Raw genomic sequence first — 16,916 nt, forward strand, 5'->3', positions numbered from 1 at the left:
ATTTGAATAACAATCTAATTTTCCAGATTTTTAACATATATGCAATCGTGCTAGATTTTGTTTTCCAAAATCAAGAAAGGGCCGGCTCAGCCGGCGTTCCGCGATGGCATATCCACATTTCACTCTCTCCGCGCTGGCACTGGCCTTGGCAGGGCAAGCCTTGCCGGCGCTGGCCGACAGCGGCAACACGCTGGACAGCGTCACCGTCACCGGTTCGCGCATTGCGCGCGCCGGCAAGGAAGGCGCCACCGGGGTCACGGTGCTGACCGGCGCCGATATCGAAAAACAGGGCTACACCAATGTCTACGACGCGCTGAACAATCTGGCGCAGAACACCGGCTTCACTCAGGGCGCGGATTTCGGCAATACCTTCACTCCGGCCGCCAACGCCATCAGCCTGCGCGGGCTGGGGCCCAACCATACGCTGACCTTGCTCAATGGCCGCCGCATCGCAGATTACCCGGTGGCTTACGAGGGTTCGGTCAACTTCGTCAATCTGGCCAATATCCCGGCGGCGATGATAGAGCGCATCGAGGTGCTCAACGGCGGCGCGTCGGCGATTTACGGCTCGGACGCCATCGCCGGCGTGGTCAATGTGATCCTGAAAAAGAAGGCCGACGGCACCACGGTCAACGTCAAGGCCGGCGGCAGCGAGCATCACGGCGGCGAAAACCTGCGCCTGCAGCTGAGCGGCGGCAAGAGCTGGGACAAGCTGAACCTGGTCTACGCGCTGGAGTTGAGCCAACGCAACCCGATCTGGTCGCGCCAGCGCGGCTTCATGGCGGACAACACCGTCAACGGCGCGGCGCCCACCACGGTGTGGTCGCAGAAGGATGTGAAGACCGGCAAGTTCATCGATCCCGGCGCGGCTTGCGGCGAGCTGGGCGGCTTGTACGCCGGCAGCGTGCGCGCCTACCGCACCAGCAAGACCAATGTTTGCGCCAGCCCGCTGGCCAAGGCCTCGTACTGGACGGTGCAGACCGCCAACCAGAGCCAGAACGGCTATCTGAGCCTGAATTACGCGCTCAACGATCACCTGGAGCTGTTCGGCGACGCGCTGCTGGCCTTCAACCACAGCGAAAACAATACCCGCGGCCCCAGCTGGACCTCAGCCGGCGGCAACGGCGGCTATTTCCTCAACCAGAACAGCGGCCGCTACGAGGCCTGGAGCCGGCTGCTATCGCCGGAGGAGATGGGCGGCGCCAGCCGCTACAACCGCAAGTGGGACGATGTGGCGGCCAACCTGACCTTCGGCCTGCGCGGCGCGGTGCCGGACAGCAGTTGGAGTTACGAAGCCGCTTACAACGCGTCGATCTACACCAGCCAGAACATCGCGCCGCGGCTGCTGGCCAATGCGGACAGCTTCTTCCTGGGCCAGCAGCAGGGCGTGGACGCCAAGGGGGTGCCGATTTACGCGCCGTCGTCCGGGCCGTTCAACCGTCGGCTGAGCCAGGCGGAGTTCGACAGCATCGCCGGGCGCTCGGTGAGCCAGAACAAATCCTGGTTGCAGGCGCTGAGCCTGAGCGGCAGCGGCGAGTTGTTCAAGCTGCCGGCCGGCGCGGTGAAGCTGGCCGGCACGCTGGAATGGGGCAGCCAGGGCTTCAGCAACGATCCGGACCCGCTGATCAATCAGGGCGCTTTCTACAATACTTCGCCGGCCGCGCACGCCGGCGGCACCCGCTCGCGCCAGGCGGCGGGCGGCGAGCTGTACATCCCGGTGTTCAAGCAGCTGAACCTGACGCTGTCCGGCCGCTACGACCGCTACCAGCTGCCGGACAGCAGCGCCGGCAAGTTCACTTACGGCGCCGGCCTGGAGTTCCGGCCGCTGAACACGCTGCTGCTGCGCGGCAGTTACGCCACCAGCTTCCGCGCGCCGGACATGAATTACCTGTTCCTGACCCAGAGCCGCGGCTATTACTCGTCCAGCACCGATTACTGGCGTTGCGCCCAGGCCGGCCAGCCGCTGGCTAGCTGCGACTATAAGAGCATGTCGCCGGGCGCGGATTACGTGAAGAACGGCAACGCCGAACTGAAACCGGAAAACGGCAAGTCCTACGGCTTCGGCTTTGTGTGGTCGCCCAGCAGCAGCGCGGATATTTCGGTGGATTACTGGGACATCGCCATCAATGATCTGGTCACCGACCTGAGCGGCGACAAGCTGCTGCGCGACGAGGCGCTATGCCGCGCCGGCATGCTGGACGCGTCGTCCCAGCTGTGCCAGGACACTCTGCGCCGAGTGCAGCGCAATCCCGACAGCGCGCTGATCAACCCGGGCGCGGTCAAGCAGATCGTGGTCAACCCGATCAACGCCGCCAGCGAGCGCACCAGCGGTTTCGACATCGCCGGCAAGCTGCGCTGGAGAACCGCCAACTGGGGCGGCTTCCTGCTGAAAGCCAATTACACCAAGGTGTTGAAGCACACTTACCAGCAGTTTGCCGGCGATGCGGAAAAGAATATGTTGAACGACCCGGAAAACACCGATTGGCCGGACAAGCTGGACACCAGCCTGAGCTGGGACATCGGCCCGTGGTCGTCCACCGTGCTGCTGACCCGCTACGGCAAGATCCCCAAAGCCAACGGCTCCGGCAATTTGACGCCCACGGTGCTGGCCAATTTCAGCACTCAGTACCAGTGGAACAAGCGGACGTCGGTGGGGCTTATCGTCAACAATGTGCTGGACACCATCAAGCGCGACGACACCAGCGGCTGGCCTTACTACCCGGTGGGCAGTTATCTGCCCTATGGCCGCCAGTGGTGGGTTGAGTTGAACCACAAGTTCTGAGCCAGACGGCCTGCGCCGATCCGCGCGGGCGGCCTGCCGCCGCCTGCGCTCAAAGCAACGGCGCAATGCAAAAAGCCCACCGCTTGCGCGATGGGCTTTTCTGAATCTGGCGTCCCCACGGGGAATCGAACCCCGGCTACCGCCGTGAAAGGGCGGTGTTCTAACCGCTAAACTATAGGGACATCAAGTGGCGCACCCGGAGCGATTCGAACGCCCGACCCTCTGGTTCGTAGCCAGATACTCTATCCAACTGAGCTACGGGTGCGCTGACTGGCGGAGAAAGAGGGATTCGAACCCTCGATACAGGTTTAAGCCCGTATGCTTCCTTAGCAGGGAAGTGCCTTCGACCACTCGGCCATTTCTCCGTTCAGAGAGCGCCATATTAATTAGCGCTGCGCCCTCTGTCAAGCGTGAATCCGAAATTATTTACGCCGGCTGGTCCAGTCCAAAAACTTTATGCAAAACGCGAACCGCCAGCTCCAGATACTTCTCGTCCACCAGCACCGATACCTTGATTTCCGAGGTGGAGATCATCTGGATGTTGATGCCCTCTTCCGCCAGAGTGCGGAACATGGTGGAGGCGATGCCGCAGTGCGAACGCATGCCCACGCCCACAATGGAAATCTTGGCCACCTTGTCGTCGGCGTCGATCTTGGCGGCGCCGATATGGGTCTGCACTTCGCGCAGGATGGTCAGCGCGCGCTGGAATTCGCCGCGCGGCACGGTGAAGGAGAAATCGGTCGCGCCGTTTTCGCCCACGTTCTGGATGATCATGTCCACTTCGATATTGGCATCGGCGATCGGCCCCAGAATCTGGTAGGCGATGCCAGGCTTGTCCGGCACGCCCTTGACGTTGATGCGCGCTTCGTTACGGTCAAATGCGATGCCTGCGACAACGGCCTTTTCCATGCTTTCATCTTCCTCATACGTAATCAGGGTGCCTTCGCCTTCGTCTTCGAAGCTGGAGAGCACGCGCAAACGAACCTTGTACTTGCCGGCGAACTCCACCGAGCGGATTTGCAGCACCTTGGAGCCCAAGGACGCCATTTCGATCATTTCCTCGAAAGTGACGGTCTTCAGGCGGCGCGCTTCCGGCACCACGCGCGGATCGGTGGTGTAAACGCCGTCCACGTCGGTGTAGATCTGGCATTCGTCGGCCTTCAGCGCGGCGGCCAGCGCCACGGCGGAGGTGTCCGAGCCGCCGCGGCCCAGCGTGGTGATGTCGCCGTCCTCGTCCACGCCCTGGAAGCCGGCGACGATGACGACGCGGCCTTCATTGAGGTCGGAGCGCATCGCGGCGTCGTCTATCTCCTGAATGCGGGCCTTGGTGTGGGCGTTGTCGGTGACCAGTTTCACTTGCCAGCCGCAGTAGCTCTTGGCCGGCACGCCGATTTCCTTCAGCGCCATGGCCAGCAGGCCGATGGTGACTTGCTCGCCGGTGGATACCACCACGTCCAGCTCGCGCGGGTCCGGATAGTCCTGAATCTCCTTTGCCAGGGCGATGAGGCGGTTGGTTTCGCCGCTCATGGCGGACACCACCACCACGACATCATGTCCCTGCGACTTCCACTTGGCGACACGGCGGGCAACGTTCTTGATCCGTTCGGTGGTTCCAACCGAAGTGCCGCCGTACTTTTGTACGATGAGTGCCATGCTTGTTTCTTATATTCGAAAGGGTTGAAATGTCGAGCTTCGATTCTGACCCCAACTTGCCAAGAATTGCAAGACGGAATTCACCGCCGATATTGCATTGCAAAACCAGCCGCCCGCCCCTGCCGGAGCATCGCGGCGCAAGCTGCCGGCGCTGCAGTGCTTGCCGGCATCAATCCACGGCGGCCATGCCGTTTACTGGCAGATTATTTCTGTTGGATTACATGCGCAAACGTTCGGGACAACTATAGAGATTGGCGCGGCCGCGGCCGGCGAAGCCGATCAAGGTCAGGCCGTAGCGCGCGGCCATCTCCACCGCCAGCGAAGTGGGCGCAGACATCGCTATCAATATCTCGATGCCGGCGGCGGCGGCCTTCTGCGCCATTTCATAGCTGGCGCGGCTGGTGACGACGGCGGCGCCGTCGCGCCAGCCTTGGCGCGCGCGCGCTCCGATCAGCTTGTCCAGCGCCACGTGGCGGCCCACGTCCTCGCTAAGATGTAGGAGTTCGCCCTGCGGCGTCACCCAGCCGGCGGCGTGGGCGCAGGCGGTGGCCTGGGACAGGCTTTGCGCCTGCTGCAAGGCCGGCAAGGCGCGCGCCAGCGCGTCCAGGCTAAAGCTTTGAGTAACCGGCAGCGGCGGCAGCGGCCGGTGAATTTCGGCCAACTGCTCCACGCCGCACAAGCCGCAGCCGGTGCGCCCGGCCAGTTGGCGGCGGCGTTCTTTCAGGGCCATGAACCGGGCCGAAGCCAGCTCGATATGGACCTCCACCCCGCGCTCGCCCGGAAGGATGTCGACGCCGTAGATCTCGCCCGGATGGACGATGATGCCTTCGGCCAGGCTAAAACCGAGCGCGAAGTCTTCCAGCGCCATCGGGCTGGCCATCATCACCACGTGGGACAGGCCGTTGTACACCAGCGCCACCGGGGTTTCCACCGCCACCCAGTCTTGCCTGGCCTGAGCGCCGCCATCGCGGCAATCTAGAATGCCCAGCTCAAGCGCCGCATGCTCCAGCGCTTCATTTTTTTTCATAGAATTTGGCCTGCCATCAGCTGCAATAGTTTGTACTAATTGATACCTAGGGCGATAATAGATTTTCCGCTGTGAGTGAGCAATGCGCCCTTGGTGGGTCAAGGGCGCCAGGTTCATACCAAGGAGACAAACCCATGCAAGTCAGCAGACGGCAGTTTTTCAAGCTCTGCGCCGGCGGCATGGCAGGCACCACCATCGCGACCCTGGGCTTCATGCCCGAAACCGCGCTGGCCGACACGCGCAGCTATAAATTGATGCGCGCGACGGAAACCCGGAATACCTGTCCATACTGTTCGGTGGGCTGTGGCATCTTGATGTACAGCCTGGGCGACGGCGCCAAGAACGCCAAAGCCGATATTTTCCACATTGAAGGCGATCCGGACCACCCGGTCAATCGCGGCGCGCTCTGTCCCAAGGGCGCCGGCCTGATCGACTTCATCCACAGCCCCAACCGCCTACGCTACCCCGAAGTGCGCGAAGCGGGCTCCAACGAATTCAAACGCATCAGCTGGGACGAAGCCTTCGAGCGCATCGCCGCCCACATGAAGCGCGACCGCGACGCCAACTTTGTCGAGAAAAACGCCGATGGCGTCACCGTCAACCGTTGGCTGACCACGGGCTTCCTGGCCGCATCCGCGTCCAGCAACGAGGCCGGCTGGCTCACCCACAAATTCACCCGCAGCCTGGGGCTGCTGGCGGTCGACAACCAGGCGCGTGTATGACACGGACCAACGGTGGCAAGTCTTGCCCCAACATTTGGTCGCGGTGCCATGACAAACCATTGGGTCGACATCAAGAACGCCAACCTCATTGTCGTCATGGGCGGCAATGCGGCCGAGGCGCACCCGGTGGGTTTCCGCTGGGCGATTGAAGCCAAGACCCGCAACAAGGCGAAGCTGATCGTCATTGATCCGCGCTTCACCCGCACGGCCTCGGTGGCGGATTATTACGCCCCCATCCGCACCGGCACGGACATTGCGTTCCTGTCCGGCGTGATCCGCTACCTGCTGCAAACCGGCAAGTACAATAAGGAATACACGCTGGCCTACACCAATGCCGCGCTCTTGGTGAACCCGGACTTCAAGTTCGACGATGGCCTGTTCTCCGGCTACAACGCGGAGAAGCACAGCTACGACAAATCCACCTGGACTTACCAGCTGGACGACAAGGGCATGGCCAAGCGCGACGACACCCTGTCCGACCCGCGCTGCGTAATCAATCTGATGCGCGACCACGTGGCCCGCTATACGCCGGAAATGGTGGAAACCCTGTGCGGCACACCCAAGGACGCCTTCCTCAAGGTATGCGAATACCTGGCGGAAACCGGCGCCCACGACAAGACCACCTCCTTCCTGTACGCGCTGGGCTGGACGCAGCACTCCATCGGTTCGCAGAACATCCGCACCATGGCGATGATCCAGCTGCTGCTGGGCAATATGGGCATGGCCGGCGGCGGGGTCAACGCCTTGCGCGGCCACTCCAACATCCAGGGTCTGACCGATATCGGCCTGCTGTCCACCAGCTTGCCGGGCTATCTGAACATGCCCTCGGAGAAAGAGCCCACGCTGGAGGCCTATCTGGCCAAGTACACCAGCAAGCCGCTGGCCGACGGGCAGATGAACTACTGGCAGAACTATCCCAAGTTCTTCATCTCGCTGATGAAGGCGATGTGGGGCGACAAGGCCACCGCCGACAACCAGTGGGGCTATGACTGGCTGCCCAAGTGGGACAAGAGCTACGACGTGCTGCAGTACTTCGAGCTGATGCACCAGGGCAAGATCAACGGCTATTTCTGTCAGGGCTTCAACCCGGTACTGGCTTTCCCGGACAAGAACAAGGTGGTGTCTTCGCTCTCCAAGCTGAAGTACTTGGTGATCATGGACCCGCTGGCCACCGACACCTCCACCTTCTGGAAAAACCACGGCGAACAGAACGATGTGAAGACCGCGGAGATCCAGACCGAGGTGTTCCGCCTGCCCACCACCTGTTTCGCCGAGGAAGACGGCGCGGTGGTCAACTCCGGCCGCTGGCTGCAATGGCACTGGAAAGGCGCGGACGCGCCGGGCGAAGCCATCACCGACGCGGAAATCCTGGCCGGCATCTTCACCCGCCTGAAGGCGCAGTACGCCAAGGATGGCGGCAAGAACGCCGAGGCCATCATGAGCCTGTCCTGGGCTTACGGCAACCCGCACGAGCCCAAGCCGGAAGAACTGGCCAAGGAGCTCAACGGCAAGGCGCTGGCGGACATCCCGGATCCAAAGAACCCGGGACAGTTCCTGGCCAGGAAAGGCGAGCTGCTGTCCGGCTTCGCCCTGATGCAGGCGGACGGCAGCACCGCGTCCGGCTGTTGGATTTTCGCCGGCAGCTGGACCCAGGCCGGCAACCAGATGGCGCGCCGCGACAACAGCGACCCGTCCGGGCTGGGCAACACTCTGGGCTGGGCCTGGGCGTGGCCGGCCAACCGCCGCGTGCTGTACAACCGCGCTTCCTGTAAGCCGGACGGCACGCCGTGGGACAAGAAGCGGACGCTGATCAAGTGGAACGGCGAAAAATGGGTGGGCGTGGACGTGCCTGACTTCAAGGCCGACGAGCCGCCCGGCAGCGCCATGGGCCCCTTCATCATGCAGGCCGAGGGCCTGGGGCGGCTGTTCGCGCTCGACAAGATGGCGGAAGGCCCGTTCCCCGAGCACTACGAGCCGTTCGAAACGCCGCTGGGCACCAACCCGCTGCATCCCAAGGTGGTGTCCAATCCGGCTGCGCGGGTGTTCGCCGCGGACCGCGAACAGATGGGCAAGCACGACGCCTTCCCGTACGCGGCCACCACTTACCGGCTGACCGAGCACTTCCACGGCTGGACCAAGCACGCGCGGCTGAACGCGATCGCCCAGCCGGAGCAGTTCGTGGAAATCGGCGAGGCGCTGGCCAAGGAGAAAGGCATCGCCCACGGCGACACGGTGAAAGTGTCGTCCAAGCGCGGCTATATCAAGGCCAAGGCGGTGGTGACCAAGCGCATCCGCGCGCTGCAGTCGGGCGGCAAGACGGTGCACCAGGTCGGGATTCCGATTCACTGGGGTTATGAAGGAGTGGCCAAGAAAGGCTTCAGCGCCAACACGCTGACGCCGTTTGTCGGCGACGCCAACACCCAGACCCCGGAATTCAAGTCCTTCCTGGTCAACGTCGAGAAAGTATAAGGAGCGACCATGTCACTGCAATCGCAAGATATCCAGCGCCGCTCCGCCAGCCCCACCCAGCCGCCGGTGGTGCGCGATTACAAGGCCGAGGTGGCCAAGCTGATCGACGTGTCCACCTGCATCGGCTGCAAGGCCTGCCAGGTGGCCTGCTCGGAGTGGAACGACATCCGCGACGAAGTGGGCAGCAACGTCGGCGTCTACGACAACCCGGCCGATCTCACCGCCCACAGCTGGACGGTGATGCGCTACAGCGAGGTGGAAGAAAGCGGCAAGCTGGAGTGGCTGATCCGCAAGGACGGCTGCATGCACTGCGCCGATCCGGGCTGTCTGAAGGCCTGTCCGTCGCCGGGTGCCATCATCCAGTACGCCAACGGCATCGTGGACTTTCAGTCCGAGCACTGCATCGGCTGCGGCTATTGCATCTCCGGCTGTCCGTTCAACGTCCCGCGCATCAATCAGAAGGACAACAAGGCGTATAAATGCACCTTGTGCTCCGACCGGGTGATGGTGGGCCAGGAGCCGGCCTGCGTGAAGACCTGTCCCACCGGAGCCATCCGCTTCGGCACCAAGTCCGATATGCAGACCTACGCGCACGAGCGGGTGGAAGAGCTGAAGACCCGCGGCTACGCCAACGCCGGGCTGTACGATCCGGAAGGCGTGGGCGGCACTCACGTGATGTACGTGCTGCACCACGCCGACAAGCCGGAGCTGTATTCCGGCCTGGCCAAGGATCCCAAGATCAGCCCGGTGGTCAGCCTGTGGAAGGGCATCCTCAAGCCGCTGTCCACCATCGGCCTGGCGGCTTCGGTCTTATTCGGCTTCTTCCACTACATCGGCGTCGGCCCCAATAAGGCGGAAGAGGAAGAGGAGGAACAGGCATGAGCAAGGAAAAGCTGATCAAGCGCTACAGCGCGGCGGAACGCGTCAACCACTGGATCGTGGCGGTGTGCTTCGTGCTGTTGGCGATTTCCGGCCTGGCCTTCTTTTACCCGGCCTTCTTCTGGCTGACCGGCGTGTTCGGCACGCCGCAGCTGGCGCGCATCATCCATCCCTTCGTCGGGGTGCTGATGTTCCTCGGCTTCGCGCGCCAGTTCCTGCGTTACTGGCATCACAACTTCCTGGACAAGGAAGACGTGAAGTGGATGATGGCGGTGAAGTCGGTGCTGTCCGGTCATGAGGTCGGCGACATCGGCAAGTACAACGGCGGCCAAAAAGGCATGTTCTGGCTAATGACCGGCTGCATGCTGGTGCTGGTGTGCACCGGCTTCATCATGTGGCGGCCGTACTTCGCGATGTACTTCCCCATCCCGGTGATACGCGTGGCGCTGCTCCTGCACGCCTGGAGCGCGCTGATCCTGATCGCCGGCATCATCGTCCACGTCTACGCCGCCATCTGGGTGCGCGGCACGATACGGGCGATGGTGGAAGGCGTGGTCACCCACGCCTGGGCCAAGAAGCATCATCCGCGTTGGTATCGTGAAATGACCGGAGACAAGAACAAGCCATGAGCATACGCATCGTCCCTCTGGACGAGGCTGGCCGGCTGCAAACCACGGCGGGAGAGATCCCGCCGTTGTTGCTGCCCCAGCCCGCCGAACGTTATCTGGCCCGCAGCCAGCGCCTGACAACGCTGGCCGACGGCCACCCGATGGCGGCCTATCTGGCATTCGCCGCCCGCGTCGCCGCCGCGCAGCACCGCTTGGTGCGCGAACAGCCGGTGACGCTGCCGCCGCGCGGCGACTACTTCCATCATTGCGCCGAGCACGGCCTGCCGCCGCTGGGCGCCGCCGCCTGGCCGCGCGATCCGGTCTGGCGCGATCTGCTGCGCGCGCTGTGCGCGGAGCTAGCCGCCCTGCCCGGCCCCGCCGGCGAAGTAGCGCGCGAGTTGGAACAAGCGAACGACGCGGCGCTGGAAAGCGCCGCCCGCGCGCTGCTCGACGGCGATTTCGCCGCGGTTGGCTCGGCGCGCGCGCCCTTGCTGTGGGCGGCGCTGTCGGTCTACTTCAGCCAGCTGGCCGCGCAGTTGCAGGTGACGGCGGTGGCCGAACCGGACGACGCCCGCCATCTGTGCCCGGTGTGCGCGATGCCGCCGGTGGCCAGCGTGGTGCGCCTCGGCAACGAGTCCGGCCTGCGCTATCTGCATTGCAGCCTGTGCGAGAGCGAATGGCATCTGGTGCGCGCCAAGTGCAGCAATTGCGAAGCCACGCGCGACATCGGCTACTGGTCGCTGGAGCAAGGCGACAGCCAGCAGGCCGCGGTGCGAGGCGAAAGCTGCGGCGACTGCGGCAGCTACCTGAAGATCCTGGCGCTGGACAAGGACCTGAACGCCGAGCCGGCAGCCGATGACCTGGCCTCGCTGGCGCTGGATCAGCAGCTGGAGCAGCGCGGCTTTGCCCGCAGCGGGGTGAATCCGCTGCTGTTCCCCGGCTGAGAAGCGCTTCTGTTTCCACCCTGCCAGCCTCCTTCACGGAGGCTTTTTTATTGCCTAAGCAAGCGGCTTGGCCGCGCCGGCCGTTTGCATAAGAAAAAACCAACAACTACAAAAAAGGTATGACTTTTTTCTATTCCGGTTAATCGACATGGCTCTGCTCCCGCCTCTGACGCCAAGAAACCGCCTGCTGCTGGGTCTGGCCATCAATGGCGGCGTCTTGTGCTGGCTGTTTTGGGGGCATGCCCTGCTCTGGGCCGGGCTGGCGCTCAGCTCCGCCGCGCTGGCGCTGGCACTGAGCTGGCCCTCTCCGGTCGACGCCGCGGAGCAGACGCCGAACCCCGACGCCTACTGGCAAGGCTTCGCCAGCCATGTTTGCGCCTTGCTCCCGCTGTGGGCCGGCCACATCTCCTTGGGCAAGGAACAAATGGACGACGCCGCCAATCGGTTGACCCTGCGCTTTGACGGCATCTTGCGCCAAGTCGGCGGCGCGGTGCCCAAACCCGGCGAGCACACCGACCAAGCGGCGCTGGCGCAAGCGGAAAGCCGGCTCAAGCACATGCTGCAGCTCTTGCAAAACGCCACCCGGCAGCAAACCGACCTCGCCATCCATCTGCACACACTGGGCCAATCGGCCAATACCCTGCAAAACCTGGTGCGTAGTCTGATCAGCGGCCGCCAGCTGGACGGCGAGCAAAGCATGGAACAACTGGGCAGCGATACGCTGGAGCAACTGTCCCGCTTGCAAAACCAGATCGACAAGGCGATGGACAGCCTGGCGCAGATGGCGCACGAGCCGCTGCGGCCGCATGCGCCGCTAAACCCCGCCGACCCGGCCGCCCAGGATAAAGAAGCCATGCAGGACGAAGAGGCCGCTCAGTCTCAATCCTTGCAGCAGGCGCTGGAAGATATTCTGGTGCAACTGCAATTCCAGGATAGGGTGGATCAAATCCTCAGCGGAGTGCAAAACGACATGCGCCGGCTGGAAAGCGTCTTCAGCCAGGCGCTGATCGATACCGAACAGCGGCCGACGCCGCCGGACACGGCAGCCTGGCTAGAGGCCTTGAAAAACAGCTATACCACCCATGAGCAGCGCGTCCTGCACAGCAGCGACAAGACTGAATCGGGCAATAACCAAAACAACATCACCTTTTTTTGATCCGGGGAACGCTTCCGATGGCCAAAACCATACTCATCGTCGATGATTCGGCCAGCCTGCGACAGGTGGTGCGCATGACGCTTGCCGGCGCGGGCTATGAGGTGCTGGAGGCCGGCAACGGCCAGGAGGCGCTGGATGTGCTGGACGGACGCAAAGTCCATCTGATCGTCTCCGATGTGAACATGCCGCTGATGGACGGCATCGCCTTGCTGCGCAATATCAAGGTCCATCCTAATTACAAATTCACTCCGGTGATCATGCTGACCACGGAATCCTCCGAGGAAAAGAAGCAGGAAGGCAAGGCCGCCGGCGCCAAAGCCTGGGTGGTCAAACCATTTCAGCCGCCGGTGCTGTTAACCGCCGTTTCCAAATTGATCCTGCCCTGAACGGGAGCCCGACATGCCGCGCACCCGCAAAAAATCAGACGCCCGAGACGGCGCGCCCGCCACACTGTCCGCCGACGTTTTCCAACTGACGCTCAGCGGAGAACAAACCATTTACCAGGCGGCGGAACTGCATCAGCAGCTTCACGCAGCCCTGACCGGCCACGCCGCCATCGAGCTGGATATGTCCTGTGTCGGAGAACTGGACTGCGCCATCGCCCAGGTGCTGCTGTGGCTGCGCCGGGAAAGCCTGCGCAAGGGCGTCGCGTTGCGCTTCATCGCCCCCAGCCCGGCCTCTCAGGACTTCATACGACTCGTCGGCCTGCAAGGCGAGCTCTCATTGGAAGAGGCCGCGCATGGATCTTGAACTGGCGCTGCAAACCTTCTTCGAAGAGTCCAACGATCTGCTGGGGGAGATGGAAAGCATCCTGCTGGACGCGGAGGCCGACTCCACCACCACGGAACAGCTGAACGCCCTGTTCCGCTCCATGCACACCATCAAGGGTTCCGCCGGGCTGTTTGGTCTGGACATCGTCGTCGGCTTCACCCATGAAGTGGAAAACGTGCTGGACCTGCTGCGCGACGGCGCCCTGCGGCTGGACGATATGCTGACCGGCCTGCTGCTGCGCTGCCACGACCACGTCAAGGAGATGCTCACCGCGCTGGCGGCCAAGGACAGCCTGGAGCGCTTCGCCGACACCGAACTGCTGGACGAACTGATCGCCTACAACCGCGCGGCCGGCGGCGCCGCGGCTCAGGATGCGGCGGAAACAACCCCGCCCCCGGAAGCGCCGCCAGCAGCGGCCCCATCCGAACCTCCGGCCGCGCCCGACGCGCAAAAGCCGGAGCAGTGGCTGCTGTCGCTGCGCTTCGGCCCGGACATGTTGCGCAACGGCATGGACCCGTCTTCCTTCATCCGCTATCTCGCCACCATCGGCGAGATCGATCGGATCGAAGCCGTCACCACCCAACTGCCGGCCGGCGACGCCTTCAATCCGGAAACCAACTATCTGCGCCTGGAGGCGCTGTACCGCAGCCAGGAAGAACAGCAGACGCTGCTGGATGTCTTCGAATTCGCCCGCGAAGACAGCGAGGTCCATATTTGGCCGTGGCCGCCCACTTCGCGACAACAAGCGCAGACGCTGGCCAGCGCCGCGCCGGAGGAGGCCGAGGCGGTGCTGGCGGTATGGCTGCGCTTTGGCCTGGAACCCGAGACCGCCGAGCCGGAAGCCGCGCCCGACGAGTCCTTCGCGATGGAGGTGGAAACGCCGCAGGCGGAAGTCGTGGAATTGGCGCAGGAGGAACATTCCACCGCGGACCTCGATCCTGTTTTGCTCGTCGACGCGGCCCAGGAGGCCCCGGCAGCCCGCGCCGGCGTCAAGACCTCCGGCGACGCCAAAAGCGGCAAGCAGGCTGAAAGCAAATTCATCAAGGTGGAGGCTGGCAAGCTGGACAGCCTGATCAACCTGATAGGCGAACTGGTGATCGCCGGCGCCGCCGCCAACCTGGTGGCGCGCCGTTCTCAGCAAAGCGCGCTGGTGGAGGCCACTCAAACCATCGCCAACCTGATCGAACAGATCCGCGCCGGAACGCTGTCCATGCGCATGATCCAGATCGGCGAAATCTTCAGCCGCTTCCCGCGCGTGGCGCGCGATGTCTCCCGCGAACTGGGCAAGGACATCCAGCTGCACATCTCCGGCGCGGAAACCGAGCTGGACAAATCCATGGTGGAAAAACTGGGCGACCCGCTGATGCACATCGTGCGCAACGCCATAGACCACGGCATCGAAACCACGGAGCGCCGGCTCGCCAGCGGCAAACCGGCCGAAGGGCATGTCTGGCTCAACGCCTACCATGAGTCCGGCAGCATCGTGATCGAAGTGGCCGACGACGGCGGCGGCCTCAACCAAGAGCGCATCCTGGCCAAGGCGGTGGAACGCGGCTTGGTTCCCGCCGACTCCGCGCTGCCGGAGCAGGACGTGTTCCGGCTGATCTTCGAGGCGGGCTTCTCCACCGCGGACCAGGTCACCAACATCTCCGGCCGAGGCGTCGGCATGGACGTGGTGAGAAAAAGCATAGAGCAGCTGCGCGGCACCATAGACATCGAATCAGAACTCGGGCTCGGCACCACCTTCCGCATCCGGCTGCCGCTGACGCTGGCCATCATCGACGGCTTCCTGGTGGAAGTGGCCGCCGCCACCTTCGTGGTGCCGCTGGAAGCGGTGATCGAATGCATAGAACTACCCGCCGCCCTGGACAAAGACAGCGTTCACGACTGCCTGAATCTGCGCGGCGAGTTGCTGCCGCTGCTGCGCCTGGACAGCTTCCTGGATCTGCCGTCCGTCCCGGCCAAACGCCGCAACGTGGTGGTGGTCCACTACGGCGATCGCAAAGCTGGTCTGGTGGTGGATGCCCTGCTGGGCGAATTCCAGACGGTGATCAAGCCGCTGGGCAATCTGTTCCGCCATCTCAAGGCCATCAGCGGCTCCACCATCTTGGGCACAGGCGAAGTCGCCTTGATTCTCGACGTGCCCGCCCTGATCCACCATGCCACCCAAAAAGAGGCGGAGCGGTACGCGCTGCTTCCCGCCCGGGAATGGGACGCTGGCACGACAAACACCGCGGCGAAAACGGATAGGAGCGCCCAATGAGCCAATACAAACACGGCATGTCCATCGCGCAGAAGCTCGGGCTGGGTTTCGGCCTGATCATCGCGCTGATGCTGATCTGCGTCAGCGCGGCGTTGTACGGGCTGGAAATCAGCAATATCGCCCTGCGCGACATCACCCAGATCAACAATGTGGAAAGCCGGCTGGCGCGCCAATTGATCAGCGACAATCAGGACATCCGGATTGCCTACCGCAACGTGATGCTGGCGGAGGGGCCTGCCGACATCAACAACGCGCTGCAAGCCTATCAAGCGGCCAAAATCATCTATATGGACCGGGAAAAGAAGCTGGCCGAAGTGTTCCGGCAAGCCAGCAACAACACCCCACAAGAACTGGAGCAGATGAGCCGCATCCAGAATATGCGCCCCGCCACGCTGGCCCTGGTGGACAAGGCGGTGGATCTAGCCAACCAGGGCCGCCAGGATGAGGCCAAGAAATTGATGCAGAACGAGATCGCTCCGCAAATGATCGCCTTCAACCAGCAACTGACCGCGCTGGCGGACCTGGAAGACAAACTCAACGACCAACTGGCCAATCAGGCCGACGCCAGCTATCAGCAAGCCCACTGGGTGATGATAGCGCTGTCCTTGCTGGCCACCTTGATCAGCGCCGGCCTCGCCACCCTGATCACCCGCAACCTGCTGCGCACTCTGGGCGGCGAACCGCACTACGTGTCCGAAGTGATGCGTCAGGTGGCCGACGGCAATCTGGACGCGGAAATCCGGTTGCGGCCGGGCGACCAAAACAGCCTGTGCGCCGCCATCGCCGTCACCATAGAGCGGATGCGCAACATCATCGCCGAGGTCAAGAGCGGCTCCGAGGCGCTGTCCAGCGCCGCGCAGCAGATCAACTCCACCTCCCAGGCGCTGTCCCAGGCCGCCAGCGAACAGGCCGCCGGCATTGAGGAGACATCGGCCTCCGTGGAAGAGATGTCCTCGTCCATCAGCCAGACCAACGACAACGCCCGCGTCACCGAGAGCATCGCCACCAAGGCCTCGCGCGAGGCGGCCGAGGGCGGCGAGGCGGTACGCCGCACCGTAGAGGCGATGCGTCAGATCGCCGATAAGATCGGCATCGTCGACGACATCGCCTACCAAACCAATCTGCTGGCGCTCAACGCCGCCATCGAAGCCGCGCGCGCCGGCGAGCACGGCAAGGGCTTCGCCGTGGTGGCCGCCGAAGTGCGCAAGCTGGCCGAGCGCAGCCAGATCGCCGCTCAGGAAATCAGCGGCGTGGCCGGCAGCAGCGTCAAGCTGGCCGAGCAGGCCGGCCAGTTCCTGGAGGAAATCGTCCGCTCCAGCAGCCGCACCGCCGATCTGGTGCAGGAAATCGCAGCCGCCTCCAATGAACAGGCCAGCGGCGTCAGCCAGATCAACTCCGCCATCCAGCAACTGAGCCTGACCACGCAGCAGAACGCGTCCGCCAGCGAAGAACTGGCCTCCACCGCCGAGGAAATGAACGACCAGGCCGAACATCTTCACGAATTGATGGGCTACTTCAAGCTGGGCGCCGCCGAATCCTTCCACCCCGCGCCGCGCGCGCGGCGCGAGTCCGTGCTGCAGCACAAACCGCTGCACCCGCCGCTGGCGGAAGAGTCCGACTTCATCCGTTTCTAACCGGACTA

Annotated in this window: 12 protein-coding genes and 3 tRNA genes; 10 read left to right on the forward strand and 5 right to left on the reverse strand. The window is 63.4% G+C overall.

Annotated features, from left to right (window positions below):
- Positions 1–103 precede the first annotated feature (103 nt).
- The gene (locus MOV80_RS06950) at positions 104–2,782 is read left to right on the forward strand and encodes a TonB-dependent receptor (RefSeq protein ID WP_249604959.1); all 2,679 of its coding nucleotides are present in this window, start codon (positions 104–106) and stop codon (positions 2,780–2,782) included.
- Between the two features lie 107 nt (positions 2,783–2,889).
- Here MOV80_RS06950 and MOV80_RS06955 read toward each other — a convergent pair.
- The 5 genes from MOV80_RS06955 to fdhD form a co-directional block, all read right to left on the reverse strand.
- Positions 2,890–2,964: transfer RNA gene (locus MOV80_RS06955), tRNA-Glu, on the reverse strand.
- A 6-nt stretch (positions 2,965–2,970) separates the two neighbouring features.
- Positions 2,971–3,047: transfer RNA gene (locus MOV80_RS06960), tRNA-Arg, on the reverse strand.
- Positions 3,048–3,053: 6 nt separating this feature from the next.
- Positions 3,054–3,147, reverse strand: a tRNA-Ser gene (locus tag MOV80_RS06965).
- A 61-nt stretch (positions 3,148–3,208) separates the two neighbouring features.
- Positions 3,209–4,435: an aspartate kinase gene (locus MOV80_RS06970; RefSeq protein WP_019103005.1), complete on the reverse strand. Its 1,227-nt coding sequence runs from the start codon at positions 4,433–4,435 to the stop codon at positions 3,209–3,211.
- A gap of 217 nt (positions 4,436–4,652) precedes the next feature.
- Positions 4,653–5,462: a formate dehydrogenase accessory sulfurtransferase FdhD gene (gene fdhD / locus MOV80_RS06975; RefSeq protein ID WP_249604960.1), complete on the reverse strand. Its 810-nt coding sequence runs from the start codon at positions 5,460–5,462 to the stop codon at positions 4,653–4,655.
- A 134-nt stretch (positions 5,463–5,596) separates the two neighbouring features.
- Here fdhD and fdnG point away from each other — a divergent pair, with 134 nt between their 5' ends.
- The 9 genes from fdnG to MOV80_RS07020 all read left to right on the forward strand — a co-directional run bounded on the left by fdnG (position 5,597) and on the right by MOV80_RS07020 (position 16,908).
- Entirely contained in the window at positions 5,597–8,653 is a 3,057-nt protein-coding gene (fdnG, locus tag MOV80_RS06980) for a formate dehydrogenase-N subunit alpha (RefSeq protein WP_249604961.1), read from the forward strand.
- Positions 8,654–8,662: 9 nt separating this feature from the next.
- Complete coding sequence (gene fdxH, locus MOV80_RS06985) at positions 8,663–9,535, forward strand: formate dehydrogenase subunit beta (RefSeq protein ID WP_043591190.1); 873 nt, start codon at positions 8,663–8,665, stop codon at positions 9,533–9,535.
- Positions 9,532–10,161: a formate dehydrogenase subunit gamma gene (locus MOV80_RS06990; RefSeq protein WP_019103010.1), complete on the forward strand. Its 630-nt coding sequence runs from the start codon at positions 9,532–9,534 to the stop codon at positions 10,159–10,161. The genes fdxH and MOV80_RS06990 overlap by 4 nt, the downstream gene beginning before the upstream one ends.
- On the forward strand, positions 10,158–11,084 hold the full coding sequence (fdhE, locus tag MOV80_RS06995; RefSeq protein ID WP_043591194.1) for a formate dehydrogenase accessory protein FdhE: 927 nt from the start codon (positions 10,158–10,160) through the stop codon (positions 11,082–11,084). Before MOV80_RS06990 ends, fdhE begins: the two co-directional genes overlap by 4 nt.
- Positions 11,085–11,232: 148 nt before the next feature.
- On the forward strand, positions 11,233–12,240 hold the full coding sequence (locus MOV80_RS07000) for a hypothetical protein (RefSeq protein ID WP_019103012.1): 1,008 nt from the start codon (positions 11,233–11,235) through the stop codon (positions 12,238–12,240).
- Positions 12,241–12,257: 17 nt separating this feature from the next.
- On the forward strand, positions 12,258–12,626 hold the full coding sequence (locus MOV80_RS07005) for a response regulator (protein WP_019103013.1): 369 nt from the start codon (positions 12,258–12,260) through the stop codon (positions 12,624–12,626).
- 13 nt (positions 12,627–12,639) lie between these two features.
- Positions 12,640–12,990 carry an STAS domain-containing protein gene (locus tag MOV80_RS07010; RefSeq protein ID WP_019103014.1) on the forward strand — a complete coding sequence of 117 codons (351 nt, stop codon included), beginning with the start codon at positions 12,640–12,642 and terminating at the stop codon, positions 12,988–12,990.
- The gene (locus MOV80_RS07015) at positions 12,980–15,274 is read left to right on the forward strand and encodes a chemotaxis protein CheA (RefSeq protein WP_118268311.1); all 2,295 of its coding nucleotides are present in this window, start codon (positions 12,980–12,982) and stop codon (positions 15,272–15,274) included. Before MOV80_RS07010 ends, MOV80_RS07015 begins: the two co-directional genes overlap by 11 nt.
- Positions 15,271–16,908, forward strand: a complete 1,638-nt coding sequence (locus MOV80_RS07020; RefSeq protein ID WP_019103016.1) for a methyl-accepting chemotaxis protein — start codon at positions 15,271–15,273, stop codon at positions 16,906–16,908. The genes MOV80_RS07015 and MOV80_RS07020 overlap by 4 nt, the downstream gene beginning before the upstream one ends.
- Positions 16,909–16,916 lie beyond the last annotated feature (8 nt).

Source organism: Chromobacterium sp. IRSSSOUMB001 (genome assembly GCF_023507765.1).
Lineage (GTDB): Bacteria > Pseudomonadota > Gammaproteobacteria > Burkholderiales > Chromobacteriaceae > Chromobacterium > Chromobacterium haemolyticum.